Source organism: Pararhizobium sp. DWP1-1-3, from assembly GCF_049896125.1.
Lineage (GTDB): Bacteria > Pseudomonadota > Alphaproteobacteria > Rhizobiales > Rhizobiaceae > Pararhizobium.
The window spans coordinates 1-17731 of sequence record NZ_JAFCTR010000022.1; the positions used below are offsets into that span (position 1 = coordinate 1).

A 17731-nucleotide genomic window follows, 5' to 3' on the forward strand; every position below is an offset into this window, starting at 1 on the left:
GCCCGCTACAACCCCGCCCTCAAGGCCTTCCGCGACCGTCTCGTCGCTGCCGGCAAACCCAAAATCGTCGCCATCGTTGCGACAATGCGCAAGCTTCTCACCATTCTCAATGCCATCATGCGGGACAATAAACCATGGCAAAACGCTTGACGAACAAGACAGTCGCTCTCCCCGCCGGGGAGAAGAGGGAGGACGCCGCCAGTGGCCATGCGATGGCCCTGCTCGCATCCGGGGATACTGCGTCACTCACGCTGCATCCTCGAATATGCGAACGGCAGTTTTGCACCCCGCTCAGCTATACAAGCTCACCACCGGGATTCTATCGTTCAGCACGAACTCGCCGACTTCCTTGGCCTTGTAGAACACCGGATCGTGCAGCGTGTGGGTGCGGACGTTGCGCCAGAAGCGGTCGAACCGGTATTTTTCCGCCGTCGAGCGGGCGCCAGTTATTTCGAAGACACGGGCGGTGATATCGAGGGCGGTATGGGTGGCGTGAACCTTGGCCGCGTAGGCTTCGGCTGCTGCTTCGCCACGTTCGCGCGCGGTGACGTCCGGTCCCTTGGAAAGGGCCGTCTGCACCGCCAGTGCTGCACTATCCGCAAGAGCCACGGAGGCTTTCAACGCTGCGATGAACTCGCCAACACGTTCGAGAATATACGGATCATCCGCCGCGCGCTCGACGCCGGATGTCACCCAGGGACGGGTCGTGGTGCGGACATAATCGACGGCAGCAGCCAGTGCACCCTCGGCAGCTCCCAGATAGAAATTCACGAAGACCAGTTGGATCAACGGTGTGTTGAAAGTGGCCAGAACTGGTGGAGGTACATTCTCATCTGCCGGTGAGGCGATGAAATCCTCATCGTAAACCGGAAAATCATGGAATTCGACGCTGCCTGAATCGGACAGCCGCTGGCCGATATTGTCCCAGTCGTCATTGGTGACATAACCGGGCCGATCGGTCGGCACGGCGAAATTGGCAATCTTGCCCTCCAGCGTCGCGTTGGCATTGATATAGTCGGATACCCGCGCGGCGGTGGAGAAGGATTTGCGGCCGTTCAGCACGTAACCGGTGCCACGCCGCGTCAATGTCAGGCCGGGGTCGCGCGGATTGACCGCAGCACCCCAGTAGAGGTTCTGCGCCACGGTCTCAGTACCCAGCGCCTGTGCGCGCGCCTGATCCGCGAAGGACCAGTAGATCGACTGGCTGTTGACATAGTGGTAGCCGAGCAGCTGGCCAATGGAGCTTTCGCCGCGCGCGAGGATGCGGACGAGTTTCAGGCCATCGACCCAATTCAGTCCACCGCCGCCGATGTCGCGCGCATGCAGAGCATTGAGCAGGCCGGCCTTCTTCAACTTGACGATCTCGCCGATCGGCGGGCGCCCTTCCCTATCAAGATCAGCAGCGTGCAGCGACAGATCGCGGGAGATTTCGGCGGCGCTGGCAAACAGGCTTTCGCGCGTTACGCCCAGACCGGCTGCGTAGACGACATTGGATTGGCTCATGGGAAAAGCTCCAGTTTGAAAAGGAGGTGAGCAGCGGAACCACAAGCGGCTCCGCCGTCGCTATGCAAAAGATCAGAACAGCTTGGCCGGGATCCAGCTCGCGGTGACGGCGTCGCTGACGCTGAAGGCCGGGATCTTGGCTGCCAGTTCCTCGATGGTTTTGACACCGGCTTCGCGCAGGCTTTTCTGGGTCAGCAGTGTCGGCTCGACGGTGATCTGGCGGGGAACCTCTTCTCCGGCAATTTCGAGGGCAGCTGCGCGGATCGAAACGGCGCCCACCACGGCCGGGTTGGTCGCGACCGTTGCGACCCACGGGCTGCTTTCCTCGATGATCTCTTGAATATCGGCGGTCGAAACGTCGGCAGAGTAGATCTTCAGCTTGCCGGAAATGCCCAGATCGGCCGCCGCCAGCTTCACGCCGCGGGCAAACTCGTCATAGGGCGCAAAAACCACGGTAATATCGGGATTGGCCCGAAGCGCGGCTTTTGCCTGATCGGCCGTGCTGGTCGCTGTCGTATCGCTGACATTGCCGAAGCGTGCCTTCTCGACGACACCCTTGTTCTCCGCCTTGAACGTGTCCCAGACCTCGTTGCGGCGATCGAGCGGCGCAAAGCCTGCGACATAGACGTATCCGGCATTGAAGCTGGTGCCGTTGTCCTTGACGGCCTGCTCAAGGGCCTGCTTTGCCAGCGCGTGGTCGCTCTGCTCGACCTGCGGGACCTTGGGATTGTTGAGATTGACGTCGAAGGCGACGACCTTGATGCCCTTGTCGAGCGCCTGCTGCACGACATCGGTCAGCGATTCGGGAACGCCGTGATCGATGACCATGCCTTCGACGCCGAGGTTGATCGCCTGCAGGATCTGCTCGCGCTGTTCCGCCGCGTTCTGGCGGCCCGGGAAGACCCGCAGATCGATATCAAGCGCCTTCGCCTGCGCCTCGGCTCCGGCCTGATACGCCTGGAAGAAATCACCGGCGGAAATGTAGCTGATCAGCGCCAGCTTGACGCCGCCCTTATCGAATGGGGCGGGAGCGCCGGCGACACCGTCGGCCCTGGCGGCGGAGACGAACAGGAAGGGAATGAGAGCGGCGGTTGCCGCCAGACGGAGAATGGTTTTCATGGAATGCGTTCCTTCTGAAGACAATCGAACACGTCACCGGCAAGCAGCCAGCCCTTCTGGGGACGCACTACCTATTAGATATTCAATCCATAAATTTAATAGACTAATTAGTCCCATTTTTCCGGCATGGAGAGAAACCTGTTTCGCGGGAACTGGCCTGCGCGACAAAGTCTTACCGGCACGGTGCCGCATGATGACCAGTTTGCCTCTCCGGCGCGAACGTTCTGCCGTAGCCTATCCATCCGCAAAGAAATTACCGGCGCAGCCGTTACTTCGCAAAGCTGTTCCGCCCGCTCGGCTGTCTCCGGCGGGAAATATATGACAAATTATATAGACTATAAGGACATCAGGATTTCCATCCATGCCGTTGCTTCACATCGATGCGCTCAGCCGCAGTTTTCAGTCCACGCGTGCGCTGGTCAACGCGACGCTGACGATCGATGCCGGTGAGATCGTCGCCCTGATGGGAGCAAACGGTGCCGGCAAATCGACACTGGTGAAAATCCTCTCTGGGGTCCTGCCCGCCGATAGCGGCGCGATCACGCTGAACGGGCATACATACGCCCCGCACACTCCGGCAGAAGCCGCCGCCGCCGGCGTCGTGACCGTCCATCAATCGACTGATCTGGTTGGCGCTGCCGGGCTCACTGTTGCCGATACGTTGCTGCTGACGCGCTTCAGCCAGCGCGGCCAGCCCTTCTTTGTCTCCCGCGCCAGTATCAGACGTCAGGCCCAGGCGATCCTCGACATCGCCGGTTTCGATCTGCCGCTGGACCGCGACTTCGCCGACTTGACTGCTGCCGACCGTCAGCTGGTGGCCATTGCCCGCGCACTCGCCAACCGGGCGGACCTGCTGATCCTCGACGAACCGACCGCCAGCCTTTCCATTGCCGAAAGCCAGCGCCTGTTTAGCATTCTCAAGCGCCTGCGCGATGGTGGCCTTGCAATCCTCTATATCTCCCACAGGACCGCCGATCTGGAAGCAATTGCCAGCCGGGTGCTCGTCATGCGCGGTGGCGCAGTCGCCGGTGCCTTCGAGCGCCCCATCGATTTTGCTGCGGCGATCGAGACGATGATCGGCCGCAAACTGCAATCGGCGCGGCCCGGCATTCGCCTTGCTGAGGGGGCGCCGGTCTTCGAACTCCGCGACGCGCGGCTGTTGCCCGGCTCCGCGCCATTCGATCTCACCGTCCATACCGGCGAGGTGGTGGCGATCACCGGTGTGCTGGGTGCCGGCAAAAGCCGCCTGCTCTCGGCGATCTTCGGCGCCGGGCGCCTTGCCGCAGGAGAGATGTATCTGGACGGCCGCCCGCACCGGCCGCAAACGCCGGCGGAGGCGATTGCCGCCGGTGTCGCCATGGCAGCGGAGGACCGGCATCGGTCTTCGCTGATGCCGGCCGATTGGCCGGGAAGCTCGCTGGCAGCAACCATCAGCCTGCCGCATCTTGCCAAATGGTATCCGCACGGCCTGCTGTTTGGCGACCGCGAACGGCGCGAGGCAGAAAAGGCCATCGACCGCCTGCGCATCAAGGCATCCGGACCGCTGGCGCCGATAACCTCGCTTTCCGGCGGCAATCAACAGAAGGTGGTTCTCGCCCGCTGGGAAGCCGAACCGAGCCGGCTTCTGCTGCTCGACGAACCCTTTCAGGGCGTCGATGTCGGCGCCCGCCACGATATCATCCAGGCCATCCGCAGCCGCAGCGACCGTGCGACCCTGATCGCCACCTCCGATCCGAAGGAGGCCTACGAAGTTGCCGACCGCATTCTCATCATCGATCACCACAGCCTTGTCGCAGCGCCGCAGGGCGCGCCATCCCACCTCCCGCAGGAAATCCACGCATGACATCGATCATTGACGAAACCGCTCCGCCGGTGCCGCGCAGCGCAAACACAGGCGCCGCAGCATCGACCTGGCTTGCAGACCTCGGCACAACGTTGAGATCCGGCGCCGTGTTCATTTTGCTTGCCGCACTGCTCGTCGGCTTCTCCACAGCCGAGCCTGCCTTTGCCAATCTCGGCAACCTGATGAGCATCCTGCAGGCCGTAGCCGTCGTCGCCATTCTGGGTGCGGGCGTCACCGTGACGCTCGCCGTCGGCGGTTTCGATCTGTCGATCGGTGCGATTGCCGCCTCCAGCGTCATGGCCGCCAGCTATGCGATGATCGTCTGGGGGCTCGACGCCATTGCCACCGTACCGCTGGTTCTCGCCTTCGGGGCGCTGATCGGCCTCGTCAACGCCTTCCTCATCGTCCGGCTGAAGGTTCCTGATTTGCTCGCGACGCTATCGATGATGTTCCTGCTCTCCGGCCTGCAGCTGATCCCGACCGCCGGCCGATCGATTTCCGCCGGACTGATCTTGCCGAATGGGACAACCGCCACCGGCGCCTATGATCCCGCGTTCCTTTTGGTCGGCCGCGCCAGCCTGTTCGGCGTCGTCCCGGTGTCTGTGGTGCTGATGGCCCTCGTCGCTATTGCGCTCTTCGTTCTGACGGAACGGACCCGCATCGGCCGCCTGTTGTTTGCTACCGGCGGCAATGAGGTGGCCACGCGGCTGGCAGGTGCATCGACGGCGCGGCTGAAGACACTCGCCTATGTGATCTCCGGCACGCTCGCTTCCCTTGGCGGCATCGTCATCGCCGCCCGCGTCGGTCGCGGCGATGTCTCCTCCGGCGGCTCGCTGCTGATGGACGCGGTGGCCGCCGCGCTGATCGGCTTCGCGGTGCTCGGAAAACGGCGGCCGAATGTTCTCGGCACCATCGTCGGCGCCGTCTTCGTCGGCGTCCTGCTCAACGGCCTCACCATGCTCAACGCCCCCTATTACACGCAGGATTTCGTCAAGGGCGCCGTCCTCGTCGGAGCCTTGGCGCTGACTTACGGGACGGTCCGCAGCACGTCCTCATGACGTGGCCCGGCCCACCGGGATTTCGCCCATCTTGGTGGCTTCCAAGCCCAAGTTTTCCGGCCGCTACCTCATCTTTGGAAATTTCTTCCTCGGCAATCACCATAATACACTTATTCTATAGATACTATTTAATCGGGGATTGACCATGACACAGGAAAAACCGGCACAGGGCGTCGGCCGCCGTGACCTTTTGAAACTCTCGGCAGTCGCAGGGGCGGCACTGGCCGGGGCAAGCCTCATCGGCAGCCGCACAGCGGCGGCAGAGGAACTCTCGCTGAAGGGCAAACGCATCGCCATCAGCGCCACCGGCACCGATCACTTCTTCGACCTGCAGGCCTATAACGCCCAGATCGAGGAAGTGAAGCGGCTCGGCGGCGAACCGATCGCGGTCGATGCCGGCCGCAACGATGGCAAGCTGGTATCGCAGCTGCAGACGCTGATTGCCCAGAAGCCTGACGCAATCGTCCAGATCCTCGGTACGCTGAGCGTCATCGATCCTTGGCTGAAGAAGGCGCGCGATGCAGGCATTCCGGTTTTGACAGTCGATGTCGGCTCGACCCATTCGATCAACAACACCACCTCCGACAACTGGGGCATCGGCAAGGACCTGGCGCTTCAGCTGGTTTCCGACATCGGCGGCGAAGGCAATATCGTCGTCTTCAACGGCTTTTACGGCGTCACACCCTGCGCCATCCGCTACGACCAGCTGGTCAATGTCGTCAAGTACTTCCCCAAGGTGAAAATCCTTGAGCCGGAATTGCGCGACGTTATCCCGAACACGGTTCAGGACGCCTTCACGCAGATCACCGCACTTCTCAACAAATATCCGGAGAAGGGCTCGATCAAAGCAATCTGGTCGGCCTGGGACATTCCGCAGCTTGGCGCCACCCAGGCGGTCGCCGCCGCCGGCCGCAATGAGATCCGCACCTATGGCGTCGATGGCAGCCCTGAAGTGCTGCAGCTCGTTGCCGATCCGAACTCACCGGCCGGCGCCGACGTGGCGCAGCAACCGGCCGAAATCGGCCGCACGGCAATCCAGAATGTCGCCAAGCTTCTTGCCGGCCAGACGCTGCCGCGCGAAACCTACGTGCATGCGCTGATCGCCAACAAGGCGAACGTCAACGAAGTCACCAAGAAACTCGGTATCGGCTAACGCCCTCATGCCCTGAGGCGATCCGGGCCGATACCGGATCGCCATTCCACACGGTCGATCAGCAGGACAGTTTTGCCATGAGCGCAGCTTCACCAGACGAAACCGGCGACGCCATTCATCTCGACCGTATCGTCAAGCGTTTCGATGGCGCGCTGGCGCTCAATCATGCCTCGTTGCGCGTCCGGCGCGGCACGGTGCATGGTCTCGTCGGCCAGAACGGTGCCGGCAAATCGACGCTGATCAAGCTGCTCGCCGGCCTGCATCAACCCGACGAAGGCCGCATCGACATCGATGGCCAGGCCTATGACAGGCTCACGCCACACCGGGTCGAAGAACTCGGCATCCATTTCATCCATCAGGATCGCCTGCTGGTTCCGACCTTCACGGTCGGCGAGGCCCTGTTCCTCGGACGCGAACCGCGCATCGCCGGCACGCCTTTTCTCGACCGGCGGCTGATGCAGCGCCGTGCCAGAGAAATCCTCGACGATTATTTCGGCGTCAAGCTGCCCAACAGCGCGCTGATCAGCGAGCTTTCCACAGCCGAAAAACAGATCGTCCAGATTACCCGCGCGCTGCTCGACCAGCCGAAAGTGCTCGTTTTCGACGAGCCGACGGCAGCCCTTGTGCGCCGCGAGGCCAATATCCTCTTCCGCCTGATCCGCCGCCTGCGCGACGAAGGCGTGACGATCATCTACATCTCGCACTATCTCAACGAGATCGAAGAACTCTGCGACACCGTCACGGTACTGCGCAATGGCGAAGACGTCGCCACGTTGCCGCTTGGCGAAACGTCGGCTACGGCCATCGCCCGGCTGATGGTGGCACGTGACATCGCCGATATGTTCCCGAAACGCAGCGTCACACTCCGCAAGGACATCCTAACGCTCGACAGCCTGTCGTCACATGGAAAATACCAGGATATCTCCCTGACGCTGCGGCGTGGCGAAGTGCTCGGCCTGACCGGCCTTCTGGGCTCCGGCGCCAAGGACCTGATTCGCACGCTGTTCGGCCTGGAAACTGCCACCTCCGGGCAGATCGAGATCGACGGCAAACCGGCACGTTCCGCCAATCCCGCCCAGGCCGTTGACCAGCACCTTGCGCTCGTGCCGGAAGACCGGCGCGGCAACGGCGTCGCGCTTGATCTTAGCGTCACGGAAAACATCACGCTGTCGTCGCTGAAGCGTTTCACCCGCCTTGGTTTCCTGGATTTCAACAGCGAACGGCGCGAAGCGGATGATCTCATTCGCCGCCTTGAGATCAAGACATCGGGACGCAATGCGCTTGTGCGCACGCTTTCGGGCGGCAACCAGCAGAAGGTCGCGATCGCCAAATGGCTGAGCCGCCATTCCGAAATCTATCTGCTGGATGAACCAACTGTCGGCGTCGATATCGGCTCGAAGGTCGAGATCTACAATCTGATCGGCGATCTCGCCGCCCGTGGAGCCGGTATCATCGTGCTGTCATCGGACTTGCCGGAACTGATCGGCATCACCGATCGCATCCTCGTCCTCTTTCGCGGCAGTATTGTCCGCGAGTTCATCTCATCACAAACGTCACCGGACGACGTGCTTGCCGCATCCACCGGCTCCTCAGAGGTTCTCCGCCATGTCGGTTGACATCCAGCTTGCCCCCGTCATCCATTTTGAACCAAGTGTTTCACCATTGAAGCCGAGCCGGGGTGGCAGTCTCGCCGCCAGTGCGCTGCGCGCCGGATCGCTGGTTGCCTTCGTTGCGATCCTTCTCGTGTTTTCACTGACCGCACCTTACTTCCTCAGTGTCGGCAATATCGGCAACGTTTTGGGCCAATCGGCCATCTCCGGCGTTCTGGCCATCGGCCTGACCATCGTGCTGATCGCCGGCGGTTCCAACGTCGTCACCGGCGGAATAGACCTGTCGCTCGCCGCCAATATGGGCCTTAGCGCCGCCGTCTATGCGACATCAGCCCAGCTCGGCTATGGCGATGCGACGGCGGTTGCAGCCGCTCTCCTCACTGGCGTTCTGATCGGTGTGGTCAACGCCATCGCCGTCGTCGGCGCGGGTATCGTGCCGCTGCTCGCAACACTTGCCGTGATGAATATCGTTGCCGGCCTCGAACTGGTGCTGACGCAGAATACCGTCATTCCCGCCTCGACGCCGCTACTTTCGGCTCTGTCGTCATCCGGGCCTCTGGGCATTCCGGCACTCGCCTATGTGCTGCTCGTCTTCACGCTGATCGCTGCGGCTATCGTGCAATACACCGCGACCGGGCTTCGCCTCTACGCCGTCGGCGAATTTCCCGATGCGGCCCGCGCCGCCGGCCTGCCGGTTCGCCGTTTGGTCGCAGGCGCCTTCATCGCCAGCGGTCTGTGCGGCGGGTTTGCCGGCGTGTTGTCGGTCTCCAATCTCAGCGGCAGCACCACGGGCTCCGGCGAGATGCTGCTGCCGGTGGTGGTTACCGCCCTGCTCGGCTCCGTCTTCTCGCGGCGGCTAGTGCCGACGGTGATCGGCACTCTCTTGTCCACTTTGTTCGTCGGCTTCCTCGTCAACGGCTTCCAGCTTTTGAACATCTCCAGCGTGCTGGTCAGCGGCGTCCAGGGTCTTCTCATCTTGCTTTTCGTCTCGGCAACGACATTGCTGCGCAGGCAGGAGGCCTGATCATGACCTTGCAGACCTCCGCAATCGAATCGTCCCTCCCCCGCGCCATCGTCGGCGTGATCGTCAACAATGCCCTCGTGCTGGCGCTCGTCACCGTATTTGCCGTCTTCTCCTTGGCGAGCCCGACGTTTCTCACCATCGCCAACCTGCAGAGCATTCTCGTCAACAATTTCACGCTGCTTGCCATCGTCGCGATCGCCATGACCTTTGCAGTCTCGGTTGGCGGTATCGATCTGTCGGTCGGCACAGCCGTCGACTTTGCCAGCTTCGCCTTTGTATCGCTGGTTCTTGCCGGCCAGCCGGTCGTGGTCGCAGCCCTGGCCGGTCTTGGCGCTGGCGCAGCGGTCGGGGCTTTTAATGCAGTGCTGATTTCGGGCATCGGCATTTCGCCGTTTCTCGCCACGCTCGGCACGCTGTTCATCGGCCGCAGCATCCAGCAGCTTTTGACCAACGGCGGCAATCCGGTCTATCTGCCGCCTTCAGGCGTTCCCGAAGCCTTCCGCTTTCTCGGGCGTGGCGCCATTGCCGGCATTCCCGTTCCGCTCGTCATCGCCGCCGTCATCATCCTTGGAGCGACCATCATCTTGACCCGCGCCCGCTTCGGCCGCGTCGCGCTCGCGATCGGCATCCAGCCGAGCGTCGTGCGCTATTCCGGCATTCCGGCGCGTGCCCATGTGGCCGTGGCCTTCATTCTTGCCGGGCTGATCGCTGCCGTCGCCGGGCTGATCCTGTCGGCGACGGTCACCGTCTATATCCCCTCCTCCGGCAGCGCCTTCCTGCTCAACGCCATCGGCGCCACCTTCATCGGCACGACGCTCTCGCGCCTTGGCCGCCCCAATGTCCCCGGTACCGTGCTCGGCGTGCTGCTGCTCGGCATCGTTGCCAACGGCCTGCTGCTCACCGGCCTGAATTTCTACTGGCAGCAGGTTGGCACCGGCCTGCTGATCTTTGCAGTGCTGGCCTTAAGCTTCATCACCCGGCGCAAGGCCTCGGCCTGACGGGCTTATTCCGCTTTTGAGCAGGCAAGGCCCGGATCGTTGTCACCCTTCATGGTGTCGATCAGCGTTGCCTCGTCACCCTTCGTCCACCAGACATATTGCCCACCCGCATATTTCGCGCCCGATCCCGAGAGCACGTTGGAAGCGATGACGAACTCGCTGCCGATGGCTAGCGTGACCAGCGAGACCGGACCGGCATTGATATATTCGGCAGCAACAAATTTGCCGGCGCAATCGTAACGCACAGCTTGCCGGTCAACTGTGCGGGCGCCCGGAATATTGATCAGAACATCTGACGACACGGTGTGCGGGGCAAGCCGCAGGGCGGTTTTCGAATCGGCCTTCGCCAGAACCAGCTTGGTTTCCTCGATCTTCCAGGAAAGCCCGGTCTTCAAGGCCGCGAAAAACTTCGTTTCCTGGTCCATCACCGCCGGCACGCACATCTTGCGTGTCGAACCTGCCTGGCCAAAGACAATCTCTCCATCCGTCAGGTCGAAGATGCCGGTGTAACTGTTACAGCCTGCAAAGCCGGAATAGGTACCATCATCGTTGATTTCCAGCGTCGTCTGCAGATAGTCAATGACGCCGCCGCCGCCTATATCTTCGGCCAGCCATGTCCCTACCAGCTCGGCCGGCACCGATTCGGCAGCAATTGTCGTGACCGATGTCGCATCGATGAGCACGCAGGAGCAGGAAAGAAACAGCGCAAGTTTCAGCATGAGGACATCCTTTCCGGCAAACGGCAGGGTTCGCCCCGCCCGCTGCGGCAATTGATTCGCAGCACCTGCGACCCTATCGCCACCACCCGGAACGAAGCTACCCTTGTTGGCATGCGCTTTCACCTGTAGAGGCTAACATGAAAAACAAAAACAACGGGACTTGGCCATGACCTCCGGCGCGCAATGCAAACGCCGCTTGACCATTCTGGGCTCGACGGGCTCGATCGGCACCAACACGCTCGACGTCATTCGTCAGCTCGGTGGACGCGGCGCCTTCGAAATTGCTGCACTGACCGGTAACGGCAATGTCGCGCTGCTTGCCGAACAGGCAAAGGCAGCGGGCGCCGAACTCGCCGTTACGGCGGATGAGGGCCAGTATGAAAATCTCAAGGCAGCGCTGGCAGGAACCGGCATCGAAGTCGCGGCTGGCCGCAACGGCCTGATCGAAGCTGCCGAGCGCGACGCCAGCTGGGTAATGGCCGCCATTGTCGGCACTGCGGGCCTTGCCCCGACACTGGCCGCAGCCCGCCGCGGTGCCGATATCGCGCTTGCCAACAAGGAATGCCTGGTTTCGGCCGGTGATCTCTTCGTGGCCGCTGTCCATGCCGGCGGCGGCAAGCTGCTGCCGGTCGATAGCGAGCACAATGCCATTTATCAGGTGCTAGAAGAACATCAGCGCCATGCCGTCGAACGCATCATTCTCACCGCATCCGGTGGCCCGTTCCGTCAATCGACGCTAACCGAGATGCGCGATGTCACCGCCGCGACGGCCCGCGCCCATCCCAACTGGTCGATGGGCCTGAAGATCTCGATCGACAGCGCCTCGATGTTCAACAAGGCGCTCGAGATGATCGAGGCCAAGCACCTTTTCGGCATGCGGCCGGATCAGATCGAAGTGATCGTCCATCCGCAATCGGTCATCCATTCGATGGTCGGCTATAGCGACGGCTCCGTGCTGGCGCAACTCGGCTGCCCAGACATGCGCACCGCCATCGGTTACGCCCTGTCGCATCCGGCGCGTCCGGCGCTTGATGTCCAGCGGCTTGATTTTGCAAAATTGTCACGGCTCGATTTCGAGGCGCCGGACGAGGAGCGTTTCCCGGCCTTGCGTCTTGCCCGGTTGGCGATGCAGCGCGGCGGCATGCAGAGCGCGGTGCTAAATGGTGCCAAGGAAGTGGCGCTGGAAGCCTTTATCGATGGGCGAGTGGGTTTCCTGCAAATGGCCGAAATCACCGAAACAGTGATGGAAGCGATGATCGCAGCACCTGCGGCGTCCAATATGGACGATGTCTTTGCCGTCGATGGCGAAGCCCGGCGTATTGCGAAGACAATCGTCGAGCGTGACGCCGCTGCGGCCTGAAACCAGGCTACGCCGCGTAAACCGCCTCGACGATCCTGCCGGGGAACTCGCCCATGCAGCCCTCAAGCGCATTGTTGCTCATGCTGAGCACCGCCAGTCCGTTGGCCTGATCGATGAACCAGCTGTGACCGTAGACACCGCCCCAGCGAATGGTCCCGGCCGCTTGCGGCGTGACCGCCTCTGCCGGATCCTCGACAACCGCACCGAAATAGCCGAAGGAGCAGCCAGGGTCTGAGACCAGCGCGCCGATACGGTTGGAAAGGCCGAGACCCACCGTTTCCGGTTTGAGAACGGCACCGCCGCCTGTGCGCAATGCCTCAAGGAAAGCAAGAAAATCACCGGCCGTTCCCACCATGCCGGCACCACCGGATTGAAACGCCTTAGGATTGAATATCCGCGAGGGCGAAAACCCGAGCGTCCAGCCTGCCTCTCCCGGCGCGAAATAGGGATCGGTCATCCTGATGGCGGCTGGGTGTGCGTCGGCATAGGGCACGGCAAGCCGCGTGGGGTCGGTGACATGAAAACGGCTGTCGGCCATCCCGAGGGGACCGGCAACATACGTCACCACGGCATCTTCCAGCGTCCCGCCATGAACCTTGGCAATCACTGCGCCCAGAATGTCTGTGGCAAAGGAATAGGCCCAGGCAGTCCCCGGAGCAAACGCCAGCGGCACGGCATTATGGCGGCTGAAATTGGCCTCGAAATCGAGATCGGTGTTCAGCAATCCGCAAGTGATGGCTTGCCCGTCGGCCAGATGCTCGAGCGTCACGTCATAGACCAGCCCCGACGTATGGGTGAGCAGATGGTGAATGGACATATTGGCCGCAACGCCATCCGGCGTCTTCGGCTGGAACCAGGGCAGATGCCGGGCAACCCGATCGGATACAGACAGGAGCCCGCGATCGATCATCGAAAGCGCCGTTGCCGCAACGATGGGCTTGGTCAGCGAAGCCAGGCGAAAGATCGTGTCGAATTCAACCGGCTCGCCCGCTTCCCGGTCGGCAAAGCCTGCGGCCCGGCGAAAAAGTGGTTGGCCATGCTGATAGGCGAGCACCACGGTTCCGGTGATTTTTCCGGTTTCGAGAAACCGGTCGATCACCTGATTGAGCCTGTGCTCGATACCCATGCGGAGAACTCCCGAAAGACTGTCCAGAATCAAAAATGCGGATCATCTTTCGACAATCCGCATTGTAAATTCAAGCCTTTGCCAATAAGCCGCTGCCTTACGCGACGGCCCTTGCCAGCGCGCAGCGCGACCAGAGCTGGTGCAGCGCACCGACCAGATGATCGATATCGGCATCCGAGTGCAGCGGCGTCGGCGTGATGCGCAGGCGTTCGGTCTTTTTCGGCACCGTCGGATAGTTGATCGGCTGAACGTAGACGCCGCAATTGTCGAGCAGGAGATCGGAGATCCACTTGCACTTGGACGCGTCGCCGACGATCACCGGCACGATATGGCTCGGATTGTCGAGGTGCGGAATGCCGTTCTTGTCGAGCAGATTGCGCAGCCGGCGGACGCGTTCCTGATGAGCGAAGCGTTCGACCTGGCTTTCCTTGAGATGCCGGATCGAGGCGACCGCACCGGCAGCAAGCGCTGGCGGCAGGGCCGTCGTGAAGATGAAGCCGGAGGCGAACGAGCGGATGAAATCGCACAACGCCGTGGACGCCGCAATATAGCCGCCCATCACGCCAAACGCCTTGCCGAGCGTGCCTTCGATCACCGTCAGGCGGTGCATCAGGCCTTCGCGTTCGGCGATGCCGCCGCCGCGTGCGCCGTACATGCCGACGGCGTGCACTTCATCGAGATAGGTCATCGCGCCGTATTTGTCGGCGAGATCGCAGATTTCCTTGATCGGCGAAATATCGCCGTCCATCGAATACACCGATTCGAACGCAATGATTTTTGGCGCACGCGGATCGGCGGCCTTGAGTTTCGCTTCGAGGTCGGTGAGCGAATTGTGCTTGAAGATGACCCGCTCGCATTTGGAATAGCGGATGCCCTCGATCATCGATGCGTGATTCCCGGCGTCCGAAAAGACGATCACACCGGGAATCTTCGAACAGAGCGTTCCGAGCGCTGCCCAGTTTGACACATAGCCGGAGGTAAACAGCAGCGCCGATTCCTTGCCATGCAGATCGGCAAGTTCGCGCTCCAGAAGAACGTGATAATGGTTTGTACCCGAAATATTCCGGGTGCCCCCAGCACCCGCGCCACACTGGTCGATGGCAAGTTTCATCGCCTCGGTAACCTTGGGGTGCTGCCCCATGCCGAGATAGTCATTGGAACACCAGACGGTGACATCCTGCTTCTCGCCAGCCGAATTGTAACGGGTCGCCTTGGGGAATTGCCCGCTCTGGCGCTCCAGATCGGCAAAAACGCGGTAGCGGCCTTCCTGATGCAGACCGTCCAACTCACCTTTAAAGAAACTCTCGAAATCCATCATTGTCTCCAGAACCTTGCCGTCTTTTTGATCCAAAGCGCTGCGGCGTCAACCTTTACGAAGGTCATCGCGGCCATGTGCGGCAAAAGGCCCCTAATTTTGAACAGTTCCAAACTATCCGTCATGGATTTCATTCCACTTAACCTTGATCTGAGTCAAGGCCATGCGAAAAGGACGGAGCATCCGCTCCTTATATTCTGTTTCAATGGAATCAGCAGTAATCCCAGGCATACAAGAAACAGCCTTCAGCTTCCGTTCAGGTTGAATAGCATTACCTGTGCGGAGGGGATTTTGCAGGATATCTGTAGACTTTCACAGACAGGCATTTATCTTTTAAAGTGTAGTTCGACCGGAGGGGGACCTGATCGTCCATCTTCCGTCCTTGGGGAGAAACGGACGTCCGGGAATTCGGTTCCCGCGTCCAGATTTGGAGAAACAAATGAAGAAGGCCATCGTGCTTGTCCTGCTCGCTCTATCCGTCGCGAGTTGCACGCAGACTGAAAAGGGTGCCGGTATCGGGGCGGTTTCCGGCGCTATCATCGGCGGAGCAATCACCGGCGACGTCCGTGGCGCGGCCGTTGGCGCAGCCATCGGTGGTGTTTCCGGTGCTGTCATCGGTAACGTGTCCGAACAGCCCGGCCAGTGCTACTACCGCGACCGCTACGGCCGCCGCTATATCGACAGCTGCCCGCGTTGATTGCAGGCTAAACCGCGAAAACTGGCGTATTACACCGCTTTTTCACTCTCAGCCCCGGAGAAATCCGGGGCTTTTTGTTTCCCTCATGCCACACCGGCAGGGGTTTTCCATAAAAAGACGGCCAAAAGCCTTCATCCCCCGGCCAATGCTGTGTAGGGTCATCGTTAACAAACGGCAAACCTTGTCATGCGATTGTACCCTTGCCGTGATGGCAGGCAGGTGTTCGAAGTGGCCTGAACAGCGGAATGCGGAAATTATGCGTTTGCCGACTATGAGTGTTGCGTATCGGAAGGTTGGTGCTGCTTTGGCGGTCGCGGCTCTGGCTGCCTGCGGACCTCTGTCGGTCACCGACGCCTATGCCTTCAAGATTTTCGGCATGCGGTTTTTCGAAAAAGAAGAAGAGCCCAACGATATCGTTGACCCCGTCAATTTCAGCCTGACACTGAATGAATCCTCCGGCGATGCCGACCTGAAGACGGCGTTGGAAAACAGCTCCCGGCTGTATCAGGACAAGGACAAGCCGGTTTCCGGCGATCTTGGCCTTGCCATCAAGGCCCGCGACGATCGCGACCGCCTGCTGGCGGCTCTTTACGAACAGGCCCGTTACGGTGGCACGGTGGCCGTCAAGGTGAATGGTCAGGACATCGACACGCTGCCGCCCGATCCCGTCTTTCCGGATGGTGCGCCGGTGCCGGTCGAGATCACCGTGAGCCCCGGCCCTGTGTTCACCCTGGGTGACGTCGTTCTCAAAGGCGATGCCGTCGGGCGCCGGCCGGACCAGTATCTGAAACCAGGAGCGCGTGCGGATTCCACCCTCATCATCAAGGCCGGCGAAAAAGTCGTCGAAGACCTGAAGGAAGAAGGTAGGCCACTTGCCAAACTGACGGAACGCAGCGTTGTCGCAGATCACGCGACGAATACCGTCGATGTCACGATCGCAGCCGAAGGCGGGCCCGTCGCACCGGTGGGCGCCGTTACGGTCAATGGCACCAAGACCGTCGATCCGAGTTTCGTTGCCGATTATTCCCGGCTGAACGGCGGCAAGCCTTATTCACCGGAAGCGTTGCGCAAGGCGTCCGACCGGCTGCGGCAGCTGGGCGTATTCTCCAGTGTCACCATCAAGCAAGCTGATCAGCTGGCACCAGACGGCACCATTCCGATGTCTATCGAGGTCTCGGAAGGCAAACACCGTTACTTTGGCGCAGGTGCGCAATATTCCACCACCGACGGTTTCGGTCTGCAGGGCTACTGGGGCCACCGTAACCTGTTCGGCCGGGCCGAATCTCTGCGTCTGGAGGGCTCGGTCAGCCGCATCGGCGAAACCACCGATGTCGGCAGTCTCGATTATTCGGCCGGCTTGCTGTTTGCCAAGCCCGGGGCGTTCGGCCCTGCCTCCACATTCAATGCCAGCCTGAAGGCGCAGCTGCTCGATCCCGACGCCTACGAGGCAACGATCTTCACGGCGGCGGCAGGCGCCACGTTCGAACTCTCGGATACTGACACTGTATCAGCCGGTGGCGAACTGGCGTGGGCCGATGTCGAGGACGCGTTTGGAAAGAACGAATATCTGACCGCGTCGATCCCGATCGAGTATGTCCGCGACACCCGCGACAACAAGCTCAACCCCGCCTCAGGCTATCGCGCGTCGATCAACGCCAAGCCAAGCTACGAGATCAACGGCCAGAGTTTCTTCAGCTCGTTCGAGGGATCGGCTGCAGCCTATGTCGGCTTCGGCGAAGAAAACCGCTTCGTTCTGGCCGGAAGGCTTGGCGCCGGCGTGATTGCCGGTGGCGATGGCCTCGCCTCCATTCCGGCCAACCGGCGCTTCTATCTGGGCGGCGGCGGCACCGTGCGCGGCTATTCCTATCAGGAGATCAGCCCGCGCAACGGCGACAACGAGATCCTCGGCGGACGCTCATATGTCAACGCCACAGTGGAAGCGCGCATCGGCATAACCGATACGATCGGCATCGTGCCCTTCATCGACGCCGGAACGGTATCGGCCAAGACCGCGCCGGATTTTTCCGACATCCGCGCCGGTGCCGGCATCGGCCTGCGCTACAACACACCATTCGGGCCGATCCGGCTGGACGTCGCCGTGCCGCTCAATGCCTATCCGGGCGGCACCAAATACGGAATCTATGCCGGTATCGGCCAATCCTTCTGATTGCCAAGCGCAGTCATCACGGCCTGAACCCGGACGCAA

General features: G+C 61.3%; 14 protein-coding genes and 1 pseudogene. 10 read left to right on the forward strand and 5 right to left on the reverse strand.

Annotated features, from left to right (window positions below; all coding sequences use genetic code 11):
* A pseudogene (locus ACP7BS_RS27530) lies at window positions 1-150 on the forward strand (IS110 family transposase); the annotation flags it as partial.
* A 141-nt stretch (window positions 151-291) separates the two neighbouring features.
* Here ACP7BS_RS27530 and ACP7BS_RS27535 read toward each other — a convergent pair.
* Entirely contained in the window at window positions 292-1503 is a 1212-nt protein-coding gene (locus tag ACP7BS_RS27535; RefSeq protein WP_426240639.1) for an acyl-CoA dehydrogenase family protein, read from the reverse strand.
* Between the two features lie 72 nt (window positions 1504-1575).
* Complete coding sequence (locus ACP7BS_RS27540; RefSeq protein WP_426240640.1) at window positions 1576-2622, reverse strand: substrate-binding domain-containing protein; 1047 nt, start codon at window positions 2620-2622, stop codon at window positions 1576-1578.
* A gap of 361 nt (window positions 2623-2983) precedes the next feature.
* Here ACP7BS_RS27540 and ACP7BS_RS27545 point away from each other — a divergent pair, with 361 nt between their 5' ends.
* From ACP7BS_RS27545 to ACP7BS_RS27570, 6 genes are all read left to right on the forward strand, one after another.
* A complete protein-coding gene (locus ACP7BS_RS27545) occupies window positions 2984-4465 on the forward strand; it encodes a sugar ABC transporter ATP-binding protein (RefSeq protein WP_426240641.1) in 1482 nt (493 codons plus the stop codon).
* The gene (locus ACP7BS_RS27550) at window positions 4462-5523 is read left to right on the forward strand and encodes an ABC transporter permease (RefSeq protein WP_426240642.1); all 1062 of its coding nucleotides are present in this window, start codon (window positions 4462-4464) and stop codon (window positions 5521-5523) included. Before ACP7BS_RS27545 ends, ACP7BS_RS27550 begins: the two co-directional genes overlap by 4 nt.
* A gap of 145 nt (window positions 5524-5668) precedes the next feature.
* Window positions 5669-6676, forward strand: a complete 1008-nt coding sequence (locus tag ACP7BS_RS27555; RefSeq protein ID WP_426240643.1) for a sugar ABC transporter substrate-binding protein — start codon at window positions 5669-5671, stop codon at window positions 6674-6676.
* 77 nt (window positions 6677-6753) lie between these two features.
* On the forward strand, window positions 6754-8292 hold the full coding sequence (locus ACP7BS_RS27560) for a sugar ABC transporter ATP-binding protein (RefSeq protein WP_426240644.1): 1539 nt from the start codon (window positions 6754-6756) through the stop codon (window positions 8290-8292).
* Window positions 8282-9310 (forward strand): ABC transporter permease, encoded by a 1029-nt coding sequence (locus tag ACP7BS_RS27565; protein ID WP_426240645.1) that lies wholly within the window; start codon window positions 8282-8284, stop codon window positions 9308-9310. Before ACP7BS_RS27560 ends, ACP7BS_RS27565 begins: the two co-directional genes overlap by 11 nt.
* A gap of 2 nt (window positions 9311-9312) precedes the next feature.
* A complete protein-coding gene (locus tag ACP7BS_RS27570; protein ID WP_426240647.1) occupies window positions 9313-10308 on the forward strand; it encodes an ABC transporter permease in 996 nt (331 codons plus the stop codon).
* Window positions 10309-10313: 5 nt separating this feature from the next.
* On the opposite strand, the gene ACP7BS_RS27575 is transcribed toward ACP7BS_RS27570, so the two are convergent.
* Window positions 10314-11027 carry an META domain-containing protein gene (locus tag ACP7BS_RS27575; protein ID WP_426240648.1) on the reverse strand — a complete coding sequence of 238 codons (714 nt, stop codon included), beginning with the start codon at window positions 11025-11027 and terminating at the stop codon, window positions 10314-10316.
* Window positions 11028-11193: 166 nt separating this feature from the next.
* Here ACP7BS_RS27575 and dxr point away from each other — a divergent pair, with 166 nt between their 5' ends.
* On the forward strand, window positions 11194-12387 hold the full coding sequence (gene dxr / locus ACP7BS_RS27580; protein ID WP_426240649.1) for a 1-deoxy-D-xylulose-5-phosphate reductoisomerase: 1194 nt from the start codon (window positions 11194-11196) through the stop codon (window positions 12385-12387).
* A 7-nt stretch (window positions 12388-12394) separates the two neighbouring features.
* Here the strand turns inward: dxr and ACP7BS_RS27585 are convergent, their stop codons facing one another.
* Entirely contained in the window at window positions 12395-13513 is a 1119-nt protein-coding gene (locus tag ACP7BS_RS27585; protein ID WP_426240650.1) for a serine hydrolase domain-containing protein, read from the reverse strand.
* A gap of 97 nt (window positions 13514-13610) precedes the next feature.
* Window positions 13611-14828 carry a 5-aminolevulinate synthase gene (gene hemA, locus ACP7BS_RS27590; RefSeq protein WP_426240651.1) on the reverse strand — a complete coding sequence of 406 codons (1218 nt, stop codon included), beginning with the start codon at window positions 14826-14828 and terminating at the stop codon, window positions 13611-13613.
* Between the two features lie 439 nt (window positions 14829-15267).
* Here hemA and ACP7BS_RS27595 point away from each other — a divergent pair, with 439 nt between their 5' ends.
* Both ACP7BS_RS27595 and ACP7BS_RS27600 read left to right on the forward strand, forming a co-directional pair.
* On the forward strand, window positions 15268-15525 hold the full coding sequence (locus tag ACP7BS_RS27595; RefSeq protein WP_113313822.1) for a YMGG-like glycine zipper-containing protein: 258 nt from the start codon (window positions 15268-15270) through the stop codon (window positions 15523-15525).
* Window positions 15526-15781: 256 nt separating this feature from the next.
* Window positions 15782-17692, forward strand: coding sequence for an autotransporter assembly complex protein TamA (locus ACP7BS_RS27600; protein ID WP_426240652.1), 1911 nt, complete (start codon window positions 15782-15784; stop codon window positions 17690-17692).
* Window positions 17693-17731 lie beyond the last annotated feature (39 nt).

Bases quoted from the DNA above. Each gene is read 5' to 3' on its own strand.
- hemA (WP_426240651.1), bottom strand. From the start codon at position 14,828: ATGGATTTCGAGAGTTTCTTTAAAGGTGAGTTGGACGGTCTGCATCAG.
- ACP7BS_RS27555 (WP_426240643.1), top strand. From the start codon at position 5,669: ATGACACAGGAAAAACCGGCACAGGGCGTCGGCCGCCGTGACCTTTTG.
- ACP7BS_RS27545 (WP_426240641.1), top strand. From the start codon at position 2,984: ATGCCGTTGCTTCACATCGATGCGCTCAGCCGCAGTTTTCAGTCCACG.
- ACP7BS_RS27535 (WP_426240639.1), bottom strand. From the start codon at position 1,503: ATGAGCCAATCCAATGTCGTCTACGCAGCCGGTCTGGGCGTAACGCGC.
- ACP7BS_RS27585 (WP_426240650.1), bottom strand. From the start codon at position 13,513: ATGGGTATCGAGCACAGGCTCAATCAGGTGATCGACCGGTTTCTCGAA.
- ACP7BS_RS27600 (WP_426240652.1), top strand. From the start codon at position 15,782: ATGCGTTTGCCGACTATGAGTGTTGCGTATCGGAAGGTTGGTGCTGCT.
- ACP7BS_RS27595 (WP_113313822.1), top strand. From the start codon at position 15,268: ATGAAGAAGGCCATCGTGCTTGTCCTGCTCGCTCTATCCGTCGCGAGT.
- ACP7BS_RS27565 (WP_426240645.1), top strand. From the start codon at position 8,282: ATGTCGGTTGACATCCAGCTTGCCCCCGTCATCCATTTTGAACCAAGT.
- ACP7BS_RS27560 (WP_426240644.1), top strand. From the start codon at position 6,754: ATGAGCGCAGCTTCACCAGACGAAACCGGCGACGCCATTCATCTCGAC.
- ACP7BS_RS27575 (WP_426240648.1), bottom strand. From the start codon at position 11,027: ATGCTGAAACTTGCGCTGTTTCTTTCCTGCTCCTGCGTGCTCATCGAT.
- ACP7BS_RS27540 (WP_426240640.1), bottom strand. From the start codon at position 2,622: ATGAAAACCATTCTCCGTCTGGCGGCAACCGCCGCTCTCATTCCCTTC.
- ACP7BS_RS27550 (WP_426240642.1), top strand. From the start codon at position 4,462: ATGACATCGATCATTGACGAAACCGCTCCGCCGGTGCCGCGCAGCGCA.
- ACP7BS_RS27570 (WP_426240647.1), top strand. From the start codon at position 9,313: ATGACCTTGCAGACCTCCGCAATCGAATCGTCCCTCCCCCGCGCCATC.
- dxr (WP_426240649.1), top strand. From the start codon at position 11,194: ATGACCTCCGGCGCGCAATGCAAACGCCGCTTGACCATTCTGGGCTCG.